Source organism: Roseovarius sp. CH_XMU1461 (assembly GCF_037027165.1).
GTDB lineage: Bacteria > Pseudomonadota > Alphaproteobacteria > Rhodobacterales > Rhodobacteraceae > Roseovarius > Roseovarius nubinhibens.
The window spans coordinates 682085-697094 of sequence record NZ_JAYMDV010000002.1; the positions used below are offsets into that span (position 1 = coordinate 682085).

Consider the following 15010-nt stretch of genomic DNA (forward strand, 5'->3'; position numbering starts at 1 on the left):
TAAAGACCGCGTCTGCTATTCATCTTTGTGACCACCCCCATCACGAAATGTCTTGAGCGCCGTCACCTTGAGCGCCGCTTCGCCATGCAGGCTCACCGCGCGGACCCATTCGCGAAACTCCTCCTCGCTGAGCCCATAGCGCCGCAGCGCCTCCTCCTGCGTGATCAACCCATATAGCACGCCCCGCACCACCGAGAGCTTGCGCGACGCGACCCAGCGGCGCGTGCGCGGATCGGGCAAATCCGCCTGACAGAGCACCGTCCCATCCGGCAAAGTCACAGTCCTTGGCCCTTCAACTTTCTTCAGATACATCTCACCTACCCCTTGGTTGCCGGGGTAATCTGCCGGGCGAGCCTTAACGCAGGCTGAAATCGGCCCTTGAGAGTGTTTAGGATTTTCCTATATTCCGCTGGTTCCACCGGAGAAGATTATGCCCCTCGATCAACCGCTCAACTCGCTCGGCCTGCCCAAGCCGCCCTCGGAAACCCGCGTCGTCGTGGCCATGTCCGGCGGCGTCGACAGTTCCGTCGTCGCGGCGCAGCTCGCCGAAGAGGGCTATGATGTGGTGGGCGTGACGCTGCAGCTCTACGATCATGGCGCGGCGCTGGCCAAGAAAGGCGCCTGCTGCGCCGGGATCGACATCCATGATGCCCGCCGCGTCGCCGAGGAAATGGGCTTTCCCCATTACGTGCTCGATTACGAGAACATCTTCCAGGACGCGGTGATCGACGAGTTTGCCGACAGCTATCTCGCGGGCGCCACCCCGGTGCCCTGCATCCGCTGCAACGAGCGGGTCAAGTTCAAGGACCTGCTGCAAACCGCCCGCGATCTCGACGCCGATTGCATGGCCACCGGTCACTATATCCAGCGCAAGCAGGGGCAAAACGGCCCCGAGCTGCATTGCGCCACCGATGCCAACCGCGATCAGAGCTATTTCCTCTTCTCCACCACCCCCGAGCAGCTCGAGTTTCTGCGCTTCCCGCTGGGCCACCTGCCCTCCAAGGATGCCACCCGCGAACTGGCAGCGAAATACGGGCTGAGCGTCGCCGACAAGCCCGACAGCCAGGACATCTGCTTCGTGCCCAATGGCAATTACGCCGCGGTGATCGAGAAACTGCGCCCCGGCGCGGCCGAACCCGGCGAGATCGTGCATGCCGATGGCCGGGTGCTCGGCACGCATAATGGCGTGATCCATTACACCATCGGTCAGCGCCGCGGTCTCGGCATCGGCGGGCTGAGCGATCCGCTCTATGTGGTGAAACTCGACGTCGACAAGAAACATGTGGTCGTCGGCCCGAAAGAGATGCTCTCGACCCGCAACGTGCCGGTGCGCGAAATCAACTGGCTCGGCGACGAGCCCTTCGACAGCCGCGCCGAATGGCAGGTCTCGGTCAAGGTCCGCTCGACCCGCCCGCCGCGCGAGGCGGTCATTCGCCCGCTGTCGCCGACCACCGCCGAGGTCGAATTGCTGAGCCCCGAAGACGGCATCTCGCCGGGTCAGGCCTGCGTCTTCTACGAGACCGAAGGCAGCCGCATCCTCGGCGGCGGCTGGATCTGGCGCGGCGAAGGCTGAGCGGCGCTCCCCGTCCTCTCGAATTCCTGCTGAAACCCGTCGCCACGCGCGGCGGGTTTTTCCGTTGGATTTACCTCAATTTCTCCGGGGGATTTTGCCCAAAACGCCCACTGTCGCGTTGCCGACGCAATACCGACGTCTTACCGACATGGCGTTTTCAGGCGTGTTTCGGGGACTACTGAGCCGTCTCCAGCCCGTCCATCACCGCCCGCGCCGCCCGCAGACCGGGGGCCTCGCCACCGCGTCCAAGCCGCTCCATGGTGACCCGCATGGCTTCATATTGCCGCTCGGGATGGGCCAGCATCTCGCGCAGCGCCGGGGCGATTTCCGCCGGGTTACACTGCTTGCCATTGCACTCGGGAATGTCCCGCGTCTCGCTCACCAGATTGACAAGGGTGAGCGTATCGATCCGCAACAGCGCCGCGATGATCTGACGGCTGATCCAGTTCACATCATAGGCGATGACCATCGGCGTATTGGCCGCCGCAAGCTCGAGCGACACCGTGCCCGAGGCCGCCAGCGCGCCGGTGGCGGCACCAAAAGCTGCCCTTTTATCAGCCTTGTAGAGGTCGATCTTCATGTCGCTCGGATCAAGGATGAGCGACGCCTGCGGCCAATCCTTGACCGCCTCGCGCAGCGCCGGGGCGACATGGGCCGTGGTCGGCACCACCAGCCGCATCTTGGGATGGTCTTGCAACACAGGGGTCAGCGCCGCGCCGAATATCGGCGCCAGACGGCTCACCTCGCCACGCCGCGACCCCGGCAGGACGAGCATCACCGGATCCTCGCCCAGCCCATGCCGTGCCCGGAAATCAAGGATTTCCGCATCGCTCGCCTGCGGCTCGCTCACCACCGGATGACCGACGAAATCCGCCCGCATCCCCACGGCCTCCATCAGGGGCGGCTCAAAGGGCAGCAGCGTCAGCACCTGATCAATGACCTTCGCCATCTTGACCGCCCGCTTGGGCCGCCAGGCCCAGACCGAAGGCGCCACATAATGAACGCTCCGTATGTCGCTGTTTTCCTTGACGATCTTCGCCACGCGCAAACAGAAATCCGGGCTGTCGATCGAGATCACAACATCGGGTTTGCTGTCCAGAATGGCCTGCGCCGTCTCGCGAATGCGGCGCTTGAGATGGGCGTATTTCGGCAAGATCTCGACGATCCCCATGACGCTCAGCTCGCTCATGTCAAAGAGGCTCGCCATGCCTTCGGCCTGCATCAACGGCCCGCCGACACCGGTAAACTCAGACACGTCCAGCTCTTTCAACCCGGCCATCAGCGCCGCGCCGAGCCGATCCCCCGAGGCTTCACCAGCGATCAGGAAAACCCGTGTCACAGCGCCCGCGCGACAAGGAAAACCCCTGTCTTTTCCAAGGCTTCTAGCGTGGTCTTGCGGTCGATCATCATCACCTGATCCGCCGCCACCACGAGGCCCGCAAGCCCCGCTTTGGCCACCGCCTCGACCGTGTTCGCGCCAATCGCCGGCATATCCACGCGCAGATCCTGCCCGCGTTTCGGGGCCTTCACATAAACCCCCTTCTGCCCGCGCCGCAGCGCCTCTGGCGTGCCCGCCACAAAGCCCAGCATCGCATCCGTGCCCTGCACCGTCTCGATGCCCAGGCACTGACCGCCCGCCACCACACAGCCCTGCCCGATATCGAGCGGCGACATATGGCCCAAGATCTCAATGGCGCGCGCCACATCGGCCTCTTCCGCCTTGCTCGGCGCTGGTCCGAGGGCAAGCCCGCTCTCAACCACCAGCTCGGGCAGCAGCTCATGCGCGCCCACCACGGCAAAGCCCTGGCCTTCAAAGATCGCCATGACTTCGCGCAGGAGCGCGTCATCGCCCTTGGGCAATGCCTGCATGATCCGCGGCGCGATGCTCATCATCTGCGCATCGCACTCCGCCGGGTTGATCGCAGGCCGCGCGAGATGACCGGCAAAGACCATCCGCGTGACCCCCGCCGATTTCATCGCGTCAAAGAGACTGCCAATCTTTTCAAGCTGATGCGCCTCACCCTTCACCGCACTCGGCACGCCCTTGAGCGTGTAGATATGCGCCTCGGGATGGGCCTCGGCGAGCCGGACGGGCAAAGCTCCGCCACAGGCCAGAATTGCCAGATCGCGGCTCATCTCAGTCGGTTCCGGGGGTGAGGAAGGACCGATCGCTGGTGCCGGTCACGAAATCAACGATCTGGCGCACATAGTCGCTGTCAGTTTCCTCGCCAAGCCGCCGGGCCCGGTCCTGAAACGCGCCTTCGCCCTGGGCCAGCATCTGAAACGCCGCGCGCAGCGCCGTGATATCCGCCCGCGCCACACCGCGCCGCTTGAGCCCCACGAGGTTCAGCCCATCAAGCACGCCGCGCGGCGCCTGCACGAGCCCGTAGGGGATCACATCATTGGTCACCATAGTCACCGCACCGATGATCGCGCCTTGGCCAATGCGCACGAATTGATGCACCCCCGAGAGACCGCCGATGATCACGTCATCCTCGACAATGCAATGGCCTGCGAGCGCCGCGTTGTTCACCACGATCACCCGGTTGCCCATGATCACGTCATGCGCCACGTGACAGCCCGCCATGAAGAGGCAATCGTCGCCGATCCGGGTCACGCCGCCACCGCCCTCGGTGCCGGGGTTGATGGTCACATGCTCACGGATGCGGTTGCGGTCGCCAATCTCGAGCCGGGTCTTTTCGCCCGCGAATTTAAGATCCTGCGGAATTTCGCCGATACAGGCGAAGGAGAAAATCGTGCAGTCCTCGCCGATCCGCGTGTCGCCTGTGATCACCACATGGCTCTTGACCACGCTGCCCGCGCCAATGCGGACCTCGGGCCCAATATGGCAAAACGGCCCGATCACCACGCCCGCGCCGATCTCGGCCCCGGGCTCGACAATCGCGCTCGGATGTATCTGCGTCCCGCTCATGTTCAGGCTCCGGCGCCGTCGAGATCCATCATCGCGGTGAATTCGACCTCACAGGCCATCTCCCCCTCGACCGTGGCCACGCCGGTGAATTTCCAGACCTTGCCACCGGGCTTGCCGCGCATGGTCTCGACATTCATCTCGAGCACATCACCCGGCACCACCATGCGGCGGAATTTGCATTTGTCGATGGCCATGAAATAGACCAGCAGGTTCTTGTCCGCCATATCGAGCGCGGTGCCCACCATGACGGCGGCCGTCTGCGCCATGGCCTCAACGATGGTCACCCCGGGCATGATCGGCTTGTCGGGGAAATGGCCCTGAAAATGCGGCTCGTTCATGGTGACATTCTTGATGCCACGGGCCGATTTATAGCCGTCGATATCGACCACCTTATCGACGAGAAGAAACGGGTAGCGATGCGGGATCAGCCGCTTGATCATCTGGATATCGGCGGTCTTCAGGGCGTCAGTCATCCATGCTCCTATTCCGGGCCAGCATGGCCCTGATATTCTGCGGCGGCTCTCTTTGGGGCCACCGATCACGTTCCCTCGGCTTTAGCAACTGGCCCGGCTTTGGGCAAGCGATGGCAGGCGGCGCGCGCCTCACTCCGCCGGTTGCTGGCCTCTGTCTTGCGTGTCCTCACCGCCGGCCTCAGGCAGCTCCTGCGCCTGCCCGTCATCGACCGCCTGGCTCTCCATCGCCTCATTCACACGCGCAATGGCCAGTTCGGTGATGTCCACCGCATCCGAGCGCACCAGCACCTGACGCGCGTCGAGGATCACCGCCCCACCGGTGTCGCGCATGATCTCGAAAAGAACCGTTTCGGCCTGCCGCAACAGCAAGAACGGCGCTTGGTCGCGGCGCCGTTCAAGATCGCGCGAGGCCTGCTCGCTCTGCTCCCTGATCTCGCGGACCTTTTCGTCAAAGGCATCCGCCAGCTTGCGAAACGCCTCGGGCGAGAGCTGCAGCCGCTTCTGGGTCAGCTCCTGCTCTTCCTGACGCAGCTCTTCTTCGACGCCTCGATTGCTGGCAATCAGCGCCTCGCGTTCGCTGTTGTAGCGCTCGAGAAAGGCCCGCCCCGGCGCCGAGTCGACAAAGAGCCGCTCGGTGTCGAGCACGAGAATACGCGTGGGGTCAGGTTGCCGGTCGCCGGCCTGTGCCAGTTCACTGGCCGGCGCTTGGGCCTGGGCTGGCGCGGGGGCCATCCCCCCCGCCAGCAGTCCGAGCGCCAAGCCCAGGGCCGCAAACCGTGCCGCCCCAGGCATGATCAGAATTCCGTGGCAATCGAAATGTCAAAGTTCTGGGTCTTGTCCGTCGGCTCTTTCTTCAACGGCGTCGACCAGTTGAAACGCAGCGGACCAAAGGGCGACCGCCAGATCAGCGAGAGGCCGATGGAATGGCGATCCTCAAAGCCGGTCGACGACAAGGTGCCGGTGGCCCCTGCGGTGTTCACATCCCAGATCGCGCCGATGTCATAGAAAGCGCCACCGGTGAGACCATACTCGTCAGGCAAGCCGAGTGGGAATTCCGCATCGAGCTTGAGCGCGGCATAGTAGTTCCCGCCAAGCTGTTCCGTAGTCGTGCCATTGGTTTCCGCAGGCCCGATCCCGTTGCTTTCAAAACCCCGGATGATCTGACCGCTGAACCGATCCACCGCGCGGCTGTTCGACCCGCTGCCGAAGGTCAGCGCCCCGCCTTCAAGCGTCGCCCGCAGGGTCACTTCCTCGTGGAAGACCCGTGTTTGGGCGACAACCCGCGCGCTGGTGTGGATGTAATCCAGATCGCCACCGACCCCGTAGAAATCCTGCCCAAAGGACAGCAGCACCCCGGCGTTAGGGTTGAGCCCCGAGCGGCGGGTGTCATAGGTGTAATTATAGCCAAAGCCGCTGGCAAAGCTGCCGCTCTCGGCGCTCTCCCGGGCGAGAATACCGGAGGTCCCAGTATAATTATCCATTTCGGAATAGCGCGCCGAATAGAGCACGGTAAAGCGGCCGTTTTCGCTCACAGGAAAGCTCAGCCGCGGCCGGAACGTGCCTATATTGGTGTCATAGAGCGCATTGTCGCTATCCGTTTCGAGATAGGAGAAGCCCACGCCAAATTCCACATCACGACCCAGGAAGGCAGGCTCGGAGAAGTCGAGATTATAGTTGACCGTATCCGCGCCGACAGAGACGCTCGCTGCCACCGTCTGGCCACGACCGAGAAAGTTGCGCTCGCGCAGGCCGACCGAGACACCAAACCCGCTGCTGGTCGAATAGGAGGCACCAAAGCTCAGCGTGCCGGTGGGCTGCTCTTCCACATCCACATCGACGACCACCTGATCGGGGCGCGAGCCTTCGCGGGCATTCACATCGGCATTGGCGAAATAGCCCAGCGCGCGGATGCGCTCGGCCGCCTGGCGGATCTCACGCGGATTGAACGGGTCGCCCTCGACGGTCTTGAACTGGCGACGGATCACCCGGTCGAGCGTCGTGGTGTTGCCTTCGATATCGATCCGTTCGACAAAGACACGCGGGCCACGCACGATGGCAAATTCGACATCAAGGGTCAGATCGCGGTCATTGCGGGTGATGCGCGGCTCGATGCGGAGGAAATCCACCCCATCACGCACGCCCTGACGTTCCATCCGGGCAATCGAGTTTTCCACGGCGGTCGGCGAATAGATCACGCCGGGGCGGATCTTGAGCACATTTTGATAGACATCGGGATCAACGCCGTTGATCTCGCTGATCGTGGTGATCTCGCCAAAGCGGAACTGCTGCCCCTCTTCGATGTTGAAGGTCACGAAATAGGTGTCACGCTCGCGGGCCAGCTCGGCATTGACGCCGGTCACCCGGAAATCGACAAAGCCACGGGCGGCATAGAAATCGGCAAGCACCTGCTTGTCGAACTCGAGCCGATCTTCGACGAATGTGTCGCGCGCAATCAGCGCCCGCAGAAGGCCCGCCTGCTTGCTCTCGAGGACACGACGCAGGCGACGGTCAGAATAGGCGCGGTTGCCGACAAAGCCGATGCGCTGCACCTCGATGGCGCCGCCTTCGAAAATCTCGAACACGAGATCCACGCGGTTGTCGCTGCGGCGGATGATGCGCGGCTTGACGCGGGCCGCCAGACGGCCGTTCTGCTCATAGGCTTCGACGATGGTCTGCGCGTCGCGCTCGGCCTTCTCGGGGTTGAACACCTGACGCGGGCTGCTTTCGATAAAGCCGCTGAGATCGTCATCCTTGAGCTTGCGATTGCCCTCAAATGCGATCTTGGAGATCGTCGGATATTCCTTCACGGTGATCTTGAGAAGATTACCGCGCGGCTCGAGCGACACGCTCTCGAAGAGACCGGAACTCACGATCCGCTGATAGGCTTGGTTCAGCTGACCCGCGTTGATGGTCTCGCCCCGGGCGATTCCCGCATAGGTCAGAATGGTGCCGGTTTCGATCCGCTGGTTCCCGTCCACATCGACAGAGGTAAAGCGGTAATTCTGTGCCTCGGCCTGGCGTGCTGCACTGGCGCTAAATACTGAAAACAAAGCTACAAATAAAACCAGCGGAAGCAATCCGGCTCGCGCGTTGCGAAGAATGCGTTTCGGGCACATACAGTTTGCATCGAGCATAGTCATATTCCAGTCAGCCACCCCACTTATCAGATGTCACTAACTGGTCTCATAGACCTTGTCAAAACGCCAATTCAATATGATGCGTCCAGACAGCATTTTATCCCCAACTGTGGGGGTAAAACCTCATATTTTGTGGGAAAATACCTTAGAGAGAGGCGACAAAAGCCGCGGCAAAAAGCGCCCCGCCAACGGCCGCAAGATAGAACAGCCGATCCCAGTTCAGATCGACAATCAGGCTCAGGCCACGATATCCACCGACGAGGTGCTGCATTGGGTCTCTCCACAGATTCAGGTGAGATGACCCTATCGGCGCAAGGTGGCGAAAAATCGTGGCAAATATGGCCATTCTGTGACCATGCCTAAAACTGTCCTTGATTTTGCAGGGAAATTTTTACCTCCCTGCAAAATCTTTTAGCACAGCACGTCGTTCAACAGCGCAAAGCCCATCAGCGCGAGAATCAGCGTGAGCCCAATCGACATGAAGACCCGCAGCGCGCCATCGCTCGGCGGTTTGCCCCGCACCGCCTCATAGCCGTAGAACATCAGATGCCCGCCATCGAGCACCGGGATCGGAAAGAGATTGAGCAGCCCGACCGCCGTCGACAGAACCGCGATGAACCAAATAAAGCTATCGACCCCTTGACTGGCCATCGCGCCCGAGACCTGGGCGATACCGATGGGCCCCGACATGTTGCAGCTGCTGATCGCGCCGGTCACCATGTGATAGAGCCCCGAGAGCGAATTGGTGATCACCCCGGTCATCGCCGTGACCCCGGCCCCGGCGGCCTGCACCGGCCCGAGCGTCGCGGTCGCCGGCTCAAACGCATAGCCCCCGGCAATGCCGATCCGCCATTCGGTCTTGAACCCGCCATCCGGCTGCGGCTCGTCCACCCGGCGCGGTGCCAGCACAAACTCAAGGATCTCGCCCTCGCGCCACACCTCGAGCTGCAGCGGCGCGCCTTCCGAGGCCTCGACGATCTCCTTGATCTCGTCAAAGGCCGCGATCTCGCGCCCGTTGACCGCGAGGATCATGTCGCCCACTTCCATGTCGATCTCATAGGCCGCCGATTTCGGCGAGAGCTGCGCCACCCGCGGCGGGATCGGATAGGGCCCGCGCACAATGGTCTCCTCGCCCGCCCGCAGCACCGCATAGGGCAGCACCCGCTCATGCGGCAGCGCGTCAAGCATATCGCGGAACGCCTCGCGCTCGGAAAAGGCGGGCAGCTCTTGCCCGTCGATCGCCAGCACCTGATCGCCCGGTTCGAGCGTCAGCTCCTCATAGGGCAGCGGCGGCAGCGCACTGATGGTCAGCGGCTCGGCCACCCTGCCCTGCACCATGAGAACCGCGCCGAAAATCAGGATCGACAGGATGAAATTGAACACCGGACCGGCAAGCACCGTCGCCGCCCGCGCCCAGAGCGGCGCGCCATGCATGGTCTGGCGCAGCTCGCTCGGCGAAAGCTCCGAGATCGCCGCGCCGTCCTTGCCCGCGCTCGCCGGATCGGCATCACCGCGAAACTTGACATAGCCGCCAAAGGGCAGCGCCGCCAATTGCCAGCGCGTGCCATGCCGGTCGACCCGGGACAACAGCACCGGCCCAAAGCCGAGAGAGAAGACATCCGCCTTGATCCCGCACCAGCGCCCGACGATGTAATGGCCGTATTCATGAACCGCGACGATCACCGAAAGCGCCACCACAAAGGCCGCGATCATTTCCAGAAGGCTGCCAAATTGCGGGAGAAGAGAGGAAATATCCAAAAGCTCGGTCCTGTCGGTTAATGTCGGATCAATCGGCGGCGACGCGGATCATATCATCCACCGCCTGCCGGGTAACTTGGTCTGCATGGCTGACCGTTTCAAGCGTCATCTCGACGCGGTCGAACCCCTCGCGCCCCATCATCCGGTCCAAGGCCCCGGCGACAAGGTCGTCCATCTGCAGGAAACTGGCCCGCCCCGCGAGGAAATGATCGAGCGCCCGCTCCTTGGCGGCGTTGAACACGGCCCCAGAGAGACCGCCCTGATCCATCACCTGCCGCGCCAGGCCAAGCGCGCGAAACCGCTTAGGGCAGGCCTTGGCGAAACTCAGCCCGCCCAAAGCCACCAGATCGAGCCGCTCGACCGGCAGAGAACGGCGCTCGGGCCAATGCAGCGCATAGCCGATGGCGTGGCGCATATCCGGCGCGCCCATATGGGCGATCATACCGCCGTCGCAATGGCCCACCAGCGCATGGATGATCGACTGCGGATGGATCACCGCCTCGATGCGCTCCGCTTTGATGCCAAAGAACTCCTTGGTCTCGATCATCTCCATCGCCTTGTTGAACATCGAGGCGCTGTCGATGGTGATGCGCTGACCCATGGACCAGCTCGGATGCTGCAGGGCCTCTTCCACCGTCACCGAGGCGAGATCCTCGCGGCTGCGGTCACGGAACGGCCCGCCGCTGGCGGTGATGATCACCCGCTCGACGCTGGCCATATCTTCGCCGCGCAGGGCCTGGAAAATTCCCGAATGCTCGCTGTCGACGGGCAGGATCGTCGCCCCGGCCCGCCGCCCATGGTCGAGCAGGATCGGCCCGGCGGTGACCAGCGATTCCTTGTTGGCGAGCGCCAGCGTCGCGCCTGTGTCCACAGCGGCCAGCCCGGGTTCCAACCCCGCACTGCCGACAATCGCCGACATCACCCAATCCACCGGCCGCGCCGCCGCCTCGAGAAGCGCCGCACGCCCCGCCGCCGCCTCGACCCCGCTGCCGGCAAGCGCCGCGCGCAGATCGTCGAGCAGATCGTCATGGGCCGTCACCGCGATCCGCGCCCCCAACCGCCGCGCATCCTGCGCCAGAAGGGCGATGTTGCGCCCGCCGGTCATCGCCTCGACCGTATAGGCCTCCGGCGCGCGAGCAATGAGGTCTACCGTGCTCTGCCCGATAGAGCCGGTCGCGCCCAGAATAGAAATCCGTTTCATGCGATCCCCGGGATCAGTCCCAGCCCCCAGAGCAGCCCGGTGGCCAGCGCCGCGCCAAGCATCGCGTCAAAGCGATCGAGCACCCCGCCATGGCCCGGCAAGAGCTCCGAGCTGTCTTTGACGCCGACGCGCCGCTTGATGGCGCTCTCGGCAATATCGCCCATCTGACCGGCCATGGCGATGAGCACCGACACGATCACCAGGCCAAAGCCGGCCTCGGTGGAATAGCCAAAGGCCAGACCCACCAGCGCAGCGCCGATCCAGCCGGCAATCGTGCCCGACCAGGTCTTGTTGGGGCTGATCGCGGGCCAGAACTTGGGCCCGCCAAAGGTTTTGCCCGCGAAATACCCGGCAATATCCGACAGGATCACCAGCGAGATGATCCACAAGAGCCAGGCAAGCCCCGCCTCTTCGCGCAGCCCCCAAAGCACATGCGCGCCAAGCAGGATCGCGGCACAGCCGAGCCCGAAAATCCATCTATCCCGGGCAAACCGCCCGGCCCCGCCAATCGCCGCCGCGCCGATGAGCGGCAGCGCCATCAACCCCGGCAAGAGCCAGCCGAGGCCCAGCGCCAGCATGCCCAGCGCCGCGAGGCCCAGCGCCCGGCCCTCGGCCCCCGGCGCCAGCATCCGCGACAATTCCCAGATCATCAGCCCGCAGAGCGCCAGAATGCCCAGCGCAAACATCCAACCCCCGGCCCAGACCTCTGCCAGACCGATGGCCAAGAGCACCGCCGCCGTCATGACGCGCGGCGCAAGATCCGCCCATTTCGCCCTGCGGCTCATGCCTTGACCGCGCCAAACCGGCGGTCGCGCTTGGCATAGCCATGCACAAGCCCGGTAAAGATTTCGGCGGTGAAATCCGGCCAGAGCGTGTCGATGAACTCATATTCCGCATAGGCCGATTGCCAGAGCAGAAAGTTGGAGATCCGCGCCTCGCCGCTGGTGCGAATGACCAGATCGGGATCGGGCAGCACCCGGGTGTCGAGATACCGCGCCAGCGTGCCGTCATCGACATCGCCGGGGGACAGACGGTTCGCCGCCACATCCTCGGCCATGAGCTTCATCGCCCGGCCCACCTCGTCGCGGCTGCCATAGTTGAGCGCGATGGTCAGATGCACCCGGTCATTGCCCTCGGTCATCGCCTCCAGCTCGTCCATCATCGAGACGAGCTTGCGGTCGAGCCGCACCCGATCGCCGATGAACCGCACCCGCACGCCATCGTCACGCAGGGCGCGCGCTTCCTTGGTGATATAGCGGCGGAAAAGGCTCATGAGCCCCGCCACCTCGGTCTGGGTGCGTTTCCAGTTCTCGGTCGAAAAGGCAAAGACCGTCAGATATTTGACCCCCAGATCGGGGCAGGTTTCCACAATCTCGCGGACGCGCTTGGCGCCTGCATGATGCCCAAACAGACGTGGCCGCCCGCGCGATTGCGCCCAGCGGCCATTGCCATCCATGATAATCGCCACATGGCGCGGCGCGGTGGCCAGCAAACTCGTATCAGAACCCTCTGGCATTTAGACCTGCATGATCTCGGCTTGCTTGTGTTCAAGCGCCTCGTCCACCTTGGCGATAAAGCTGTCGGTCAGTTCCTGCACCGAGGTTTCCCAGAATTTCTGGTCATCTTCCGACATGCCATCGGCCTTGGCCTTCTTGATCTGGTCCATGCCATCGCGGCGCACGTTGCGGATCGCGACGCGGGCGCTCTCGGCATATTGCGACGCCACTTTGCCAAGCTCGCGGCGGCGTTCCTCGTTGAGCTCGGGGATCGGCAGCATGATGATGGTGCCGTTGAGCTGCGGGTTGATGCCAAGACCGCTTTCGCGAATGGCTTTCTCAACCTTGTTGACGAGACCCTTGTCCCAGACATTGATCGTGACCATCCGCGGCTCGGGCACGTTCACCGTGCCGACCTGGTTGATCGGGGTCTGCTGGCCATAGGCATCCACCATCACCGGCTCGAGCATCGAGGCCGAAGCCCGCCCGGTGCGCAGCGAGGCAAACTCCGTGCGCAGCGATGCCATGGCGCCATCCATGCGCCGGGTGAGATCGTCGGTATTCAGTTCGAAATCGTCAGCCATTATCCTCGTCCCTTCACGTCTCTATAACTTCTTTGCCGGGGTTTTGCCACGCGCTCTGGCGCGCTCAGCCATGCACCTTGGTATAGGTGCCCTCGCCCGCCAGGATGCCCTTGAACCCGCCCGGCTCGTCCAGCGAAAAGACGATGATCGGCAGGTTGTTGTCCCGCGCCAGCGCAATGGCGCTCGCGTCCATCACCTTGAGATGCTTGGCCAGCACCTCGTCATAGGTCACCGTGTCAAAGCGCACGGCATCCGCATTGGTCACCGGATCCTTGTCATAGACCCCATCGACCTTGGTGCCCTTGAGGATCGCCTGACAGGCCATTTCATTGGCCCGCAGCGTCGCCGCGGTGTCGGTGGTGAAATAGGGGTTGCCGGTGCCCGCCGCAAAGATGCAGACCCGCTTCTTTTCAAGGTGGCGCACCGCGCGACGGCGGATATAGGGCTCGGCCACCTCATCCATGCGAATGGCGCTGATCACCCGGCAGAACACCCCGAGCTTTTCCAGCGCGCTCTGCATCGCCAGCGCGTTCATCACCGTGGCCAGCATGCCCATGTAATCGGCCGTGGTGCGCTCCATCCCCTGGGCGCTGCCCGACAGGCCGCGAAAGATATTGCCGCCGCCGATGACCATGCAGATCTCGACGCCCATATCGTGGACGATCTTCACTTCCCGCGCGATCCGTTCGACCGTGGGCGGGTGCAGCCCAAAGCCCGTATCGCCCATTAACGCCTCCCCCGAAATCTTCAACATGACGCGGTTGTATGTTGTGGCGGGGGTGTCGCTGACGGGCATGGCCGCGCTCCATTCTTGGCTATGTAGAGGTCGCGCGCAAAATGTCGTAAATACCGGGCAAGTTCAATCGCCGATTGCCGCGCCCTGCAAAGAATTGCATCCTGACGCCTCGCCTCGCCGTGGAAACTGTCGTATTGCCCTGCCCATGATCGCCCAGCCTGACATCGACCGCCATAAACCGGTGCTGATCGCCGGTCCCACCGCCAGCGGGAAATCCGCCCTCGCGCTGCGCATCGCCGAGGATCAGGGTGGCGTGATCGTCAATGCCGACAGCATGCAGGTCTATGAAAACTGGCGCATTCTCTCGGCCCGCCCCTCGCCCGAGGATGAGGCACGCGCGCCGCATCTTCTTTATGGTCACGTGCCGCGCGGGGCCGAGTATTCCACCGGCCATTGGCTGCGCGAAGTGGCCCAGATCCTCGCAGGCTCGGAACGCGCCATCATCATCGGCGGCACCGGGCTCTATTTCCGCGCCCTCACCGAAGGGCTGGCGCAGATCCCGCCCACCGATCCCGAAATCCGGGCGCGCGGCACGGCGCTGCTTGAAACCGCGGGCCGCGAGGCGATGCTCACCGAGCTCGACGACGAGACCCGCGCCGCCATCGACCCCTATAATCCGATGCGGGTGCAGCGCGCCTGGGAGGTGCTGCAGGCCACCGGGCGCGGGCTCCTGTCGTGGCAGCGCGAAACGGCCCCGCCCCTGCTACCCGACAGCGCCGCCACCTGCCTCGTGCTCGACGCGCCGAAACCCTGGCTCACGCCGCGCATCGAGGCGCGGTTCGATCTCATGCTCGAGGCCGGCGCGCTCGACGAGGCGCGGGCCAATCTCGACGGGTTCGACCCGACGCAGCCCTCGTCGCGCGCCCATGGCGGGCCGGAACTGGTGGCCTACTTGCGCGGCGACATGACGCTCGATGAGGCGCGCGAGCGGTCGATCACCATCACCCGGCAATATGCCAAGCGTCAGCGCACCTGGTTCCGCAAGCATATGCAGGGCTGGATCTGGCTGCCCTGCAATTAACGCATTATTTACAATTTTCGACAAAATTAGGTGACATGA

16 protein-coding genes are annotated in these 15010 nt (G+C 63.5%); 2 read left to right on the top strand and 14 right to left on the bottom strand.

Annotated features, from left to right (window positions below; all coding sequences use genetic code 11):
• Positions 1-15: 15 nt before the first annotated feature.
• Positions 16-312 (bottom strand): CtrA inhibitor SciP, encoded by a 297-nt coding sequence (gene sciP / locus WA237_RS08640; protein ID WP_040618120.1) that lies wholly within the window; start codon positions 310-312, stop codon positions 16-18.
• A 118-nt stretch (positions 313-430) separates the two neighbouring features.
• Here sciP and mnmA point away from each other — a divergent pair, with 118 nt between their 5' ends.
• Entirely contained in the window at positions 431-1573 is a 1143-nt protein-coding gene (mnmA, locus tag WA237_RS08645) for a tRNA 2-thiouridine(34) synthase MnmA (protein WP_336097362.1), read from the top strand.
• A 175-nt stretch (positions 1574-1748) separates the two neighbouring features.
• Here mnmA and lpxB read toward each other — a convergent pair whose 3' ends face one another.
• From lpxB to pyrH, 13 genes are all read right to left on the bottom strand, one after another.
• Entirely contained in the window at positions 1749-2912 is a 1164-nt protein-coding gene (gene lpxB, locus WA237_RS08650) for a lipid-A-disaccharide synthase (protein WP_336097363.1), read from the bottom strand.
• Complete coding sequence (locus WA237_RS08655) at positions 2909-3709, bottom strand: LpxI family protein (protein WP_336097364.1); 801 nt, start codon at positions 3707-3709, stop codon at positions 2909-2911. The genes lpxB and WA237_RS08655 overlap by 4 nt, the downstream gene beginning before the upstream one ends.
• Before the next feature lies 1 nt (position 3710).
• The gene (gene lpxA / locus WA237_RS08660) at positions 3711-4505 is read right to left on the bottom strand and encodes an acyl-ACP--UDP-N-acetylglucosamine O-acyltransferase (RefSeq protein WP_336097365.1); all 795 of its coding nucleotides are present in this window, start codon (positions 4503-4505) and stop codon (positions 3711-3713) included.
• Positions 4506-4507: 2 nt separating this feature from the next.
• Positions 4508-4978, bottom strand: coding sequence for a 3-hydroxyacyl-ACP dehydratase FabZ (gene fabZ / locus WA237_RS08665; protein ID WP_009815020.1), 471 nt, complete (start codon positions 4976-4978; stop codon positions 4508-4510).
• A 129-nt stretch (positions 4979-5107) separates the two neighbouring features.
• Complete coding sequence (locus tag WA237_RS08670; RefSeq protein ID WP_336097366.1) at positions 5108-5770, bottom strand: OmpH family outer membrane protein; 663 nt, start codon at positions 5768-5770, stop codon at positions 5108-5110.
• 2 nt (positions 5771-5772) lie between these two features.
• Positions 5773-8094: an outer membrane protein assembly factor BamA gene (bamA, locus tag WA237_RS08675; protein WP_442970255.1), complete on the bottom strand. Its 2322-nt coding sequence runs from the start codon at positions 8092-8094 to the stop codon at positions 5773-5775.
• 166 nt (positions 8095-8260) lie between these two features.
• Positions 8261-8386, bottom strand: a complete 126-nt coding sequence (locus WA237_RS08680) for a hypothetical protein (RefSeq protein WP_009815017.1) — start codon at positions 8384-8386, stop codon at positions 8261-8263.
• 140 nt (positions 8387-8526) lie between these two features.
• Positions 8527-9873 carry an RIP metalloprotease RseP gene (gene rseP, locus WA237_RS08685; protein ID WP_040618118.1) on the bottom strand — a complete coding sequence of 449 codons (1347 nt, stop codon included), beginning with the start codon at positions 9871-9873 and terminating at the stop codon, positions 8527-8529.
• A gap of 28 nt (positions 9874-9901) precedes the next feature.
• Positions 9902-11074 (bottom strand): 1-deoxy-D-xylulose-5-phosphate reductoisomerase, encoded by a 1173-nt coding sequence (dxr, locus tag WA237_RS08690; protein WP_336097367.1) that lies wholly within the window; start codon positions 11072-11074, stop codon positions 9902-9904.
• On the bottom strand, positions 11071-11859 hold the full coding sequence (locus WA237_RS08695; protein WP_336097368.1) for a phosphatidate cytidylyltransferase: 789 nt from the start codon (positions 11857-11859) through the stop codon (positions 11071-11073). The genes dxr and WA237_RS08695 overlap by 4 nt, the downstream gene beginning before the upstream one ends.
• Positions 11856-12590 carry a polyprenyl diphosphate synthase gene (uppS, locus tag WA237_RS08700; protein ID WP_216017224.1) on the bottom strand — a complete coding sequence of 245 codons (735 nt, stop codon included), beginning with the start codon at positions 12588-12590 and terminating at the stop codon, positions 11856-11858. Before uppS ends, WA237_RS08695 begins: the two co-directional genes overlap by 4 nt.
• Positions 12591-13154, bottom strand: a complete 564-nt coding sequence (gene frr, locus WA237_RS08705; protein WP_009815012.1) for a ribosome recycling factor — start codon at positions 13152-13154, stop codon at positions 12591-12593. It lies immediately after the preceding gene.
• Between the two features lie 64 nt (positions 13155-13218).
• The gene (gene pyrH / locus WA237_RS08710) at positions 13219-13950 is read right to left on the bottom strand and encodes a UMP kinase (protein ID WP_040618117.1); all 732 of its coding nucleotides are present in this window, start codon (positions 13948-13950) and stop codon (positions 13219-13221) included.
• A 145-nt stretch (positions 13951-14095) separates the two neighbouring features.
• On the opposite strand from pyrH, the gene miaA reads away from it, so the two are divergent.
• Positions 14096-14971 (top strand): tRNA (adenosine(37)-N6)-dimethylallyltransferase MiaA, encoded by an 876-nt coding sequence (miaA, locus tag WA237_RS08715; RefSeq protein WP_336097369.1) that lies wholly within the window; start codon positions 14096-14098, stop codon positions 14969-14971.
• The last annotated feature ends 39 nt before the right edge of the window (positions 14972-15010 follow it).

Bases quoted from the DNA above. Each gene is read 5' to 3' on its own strand.
- pyrH (WP_040618117.1), bottom strand. From the start codon at position 13,950: ATGCCCGTCAGCGACACCCCCGCCACAACATACAACCGCGTCATGTTG.
- bamA (WP_442970255.1), bottom strand. From the start codon at position 8,094: ATGTGCCCGAAACGCATTCTTCGCAACGCGCGAGCCGGATTGCTTCCG.
- miaA (WP_336097369.1), top strand. From the start codon at position 14,096: ATGATCGCCCAGCCTGACATCGACCGCCATAAACCGGTGCTGATCGCC.
- fabZ (WP_009815020.1), bottom strand. From the start codon at position 4,978: ATGACTGACGCCCTGAAGACCGCCGATATCCAGATGATCAAGCGGCTG.
- frr (WP_009815012.1), bottom strand. From the start codon at position 13,154: ATGGCTGACGATTTCGAACTGAATACCGACGATCTCACCCGGCGCATG.
- dxr (WP_336097367.1), bottom strand. From the start codon at position 11,074: ATGAAACGGATTTCTATTCTGGGCGCGACCGGCTCTATCGGGCAGAGC.
- WA237_RS08655 (WP_336097364.1), bottom strand. From the start codon at position 3,709: ATGAGCCGCGATCTGGCAATTCTGGCCTGTGGCGGAGCTTTGCCCGTC.
- WA237_RS08670 (WP_336097366.1), bottom strand. From the start codon at position 5,770: ATGCCTGGGGCGGCACGGTTTGCGGCCCTGGGCTTGGCGCTCGGACTG.
- mnmA (WP_336097362.1), top strand. From the start codon at position 431: ATGCCCCTCGATCAACCGCTCAACTCGCTCGGCCTGCCCAAGCCGCCC.
- sciP (WP_040618120.1), bottom strand. From the start codon at position 312: ATGTATCTGAAGAAAGTTGAAGGGCCAAGGACTGTGACTTTGCCGGAT.
- WA237_RS08680 (WP_009815017.1), bottom strand. From the start codon at position 8,386: ATGCAGCACCTCGTCGGTGGATATCGTGGCCTGAGCCTGATTGTCGAT.
- lpxA (WP_336097365.1), bottom strand. From the start codon at position 4,505: ATGAGCGGGACGCAGATACATCCGAGCGCGATTGTCGAGCCCGGGGCC.
- uppS (WP_216017224.1), bottom strand. From the start codon at position 12,590: ATGCCAGAGGGTTCTGATACGAGTTTGCTGGCCACCGCGCCGCGCCAT.
- WA237_RS08695 (WP_336097368.1), bottom strand. From the start codon at position 11,859: ATGAGCCGCAGGGCGAAATGGGCGGATCTTGCGCCGCGCGTCATGACG.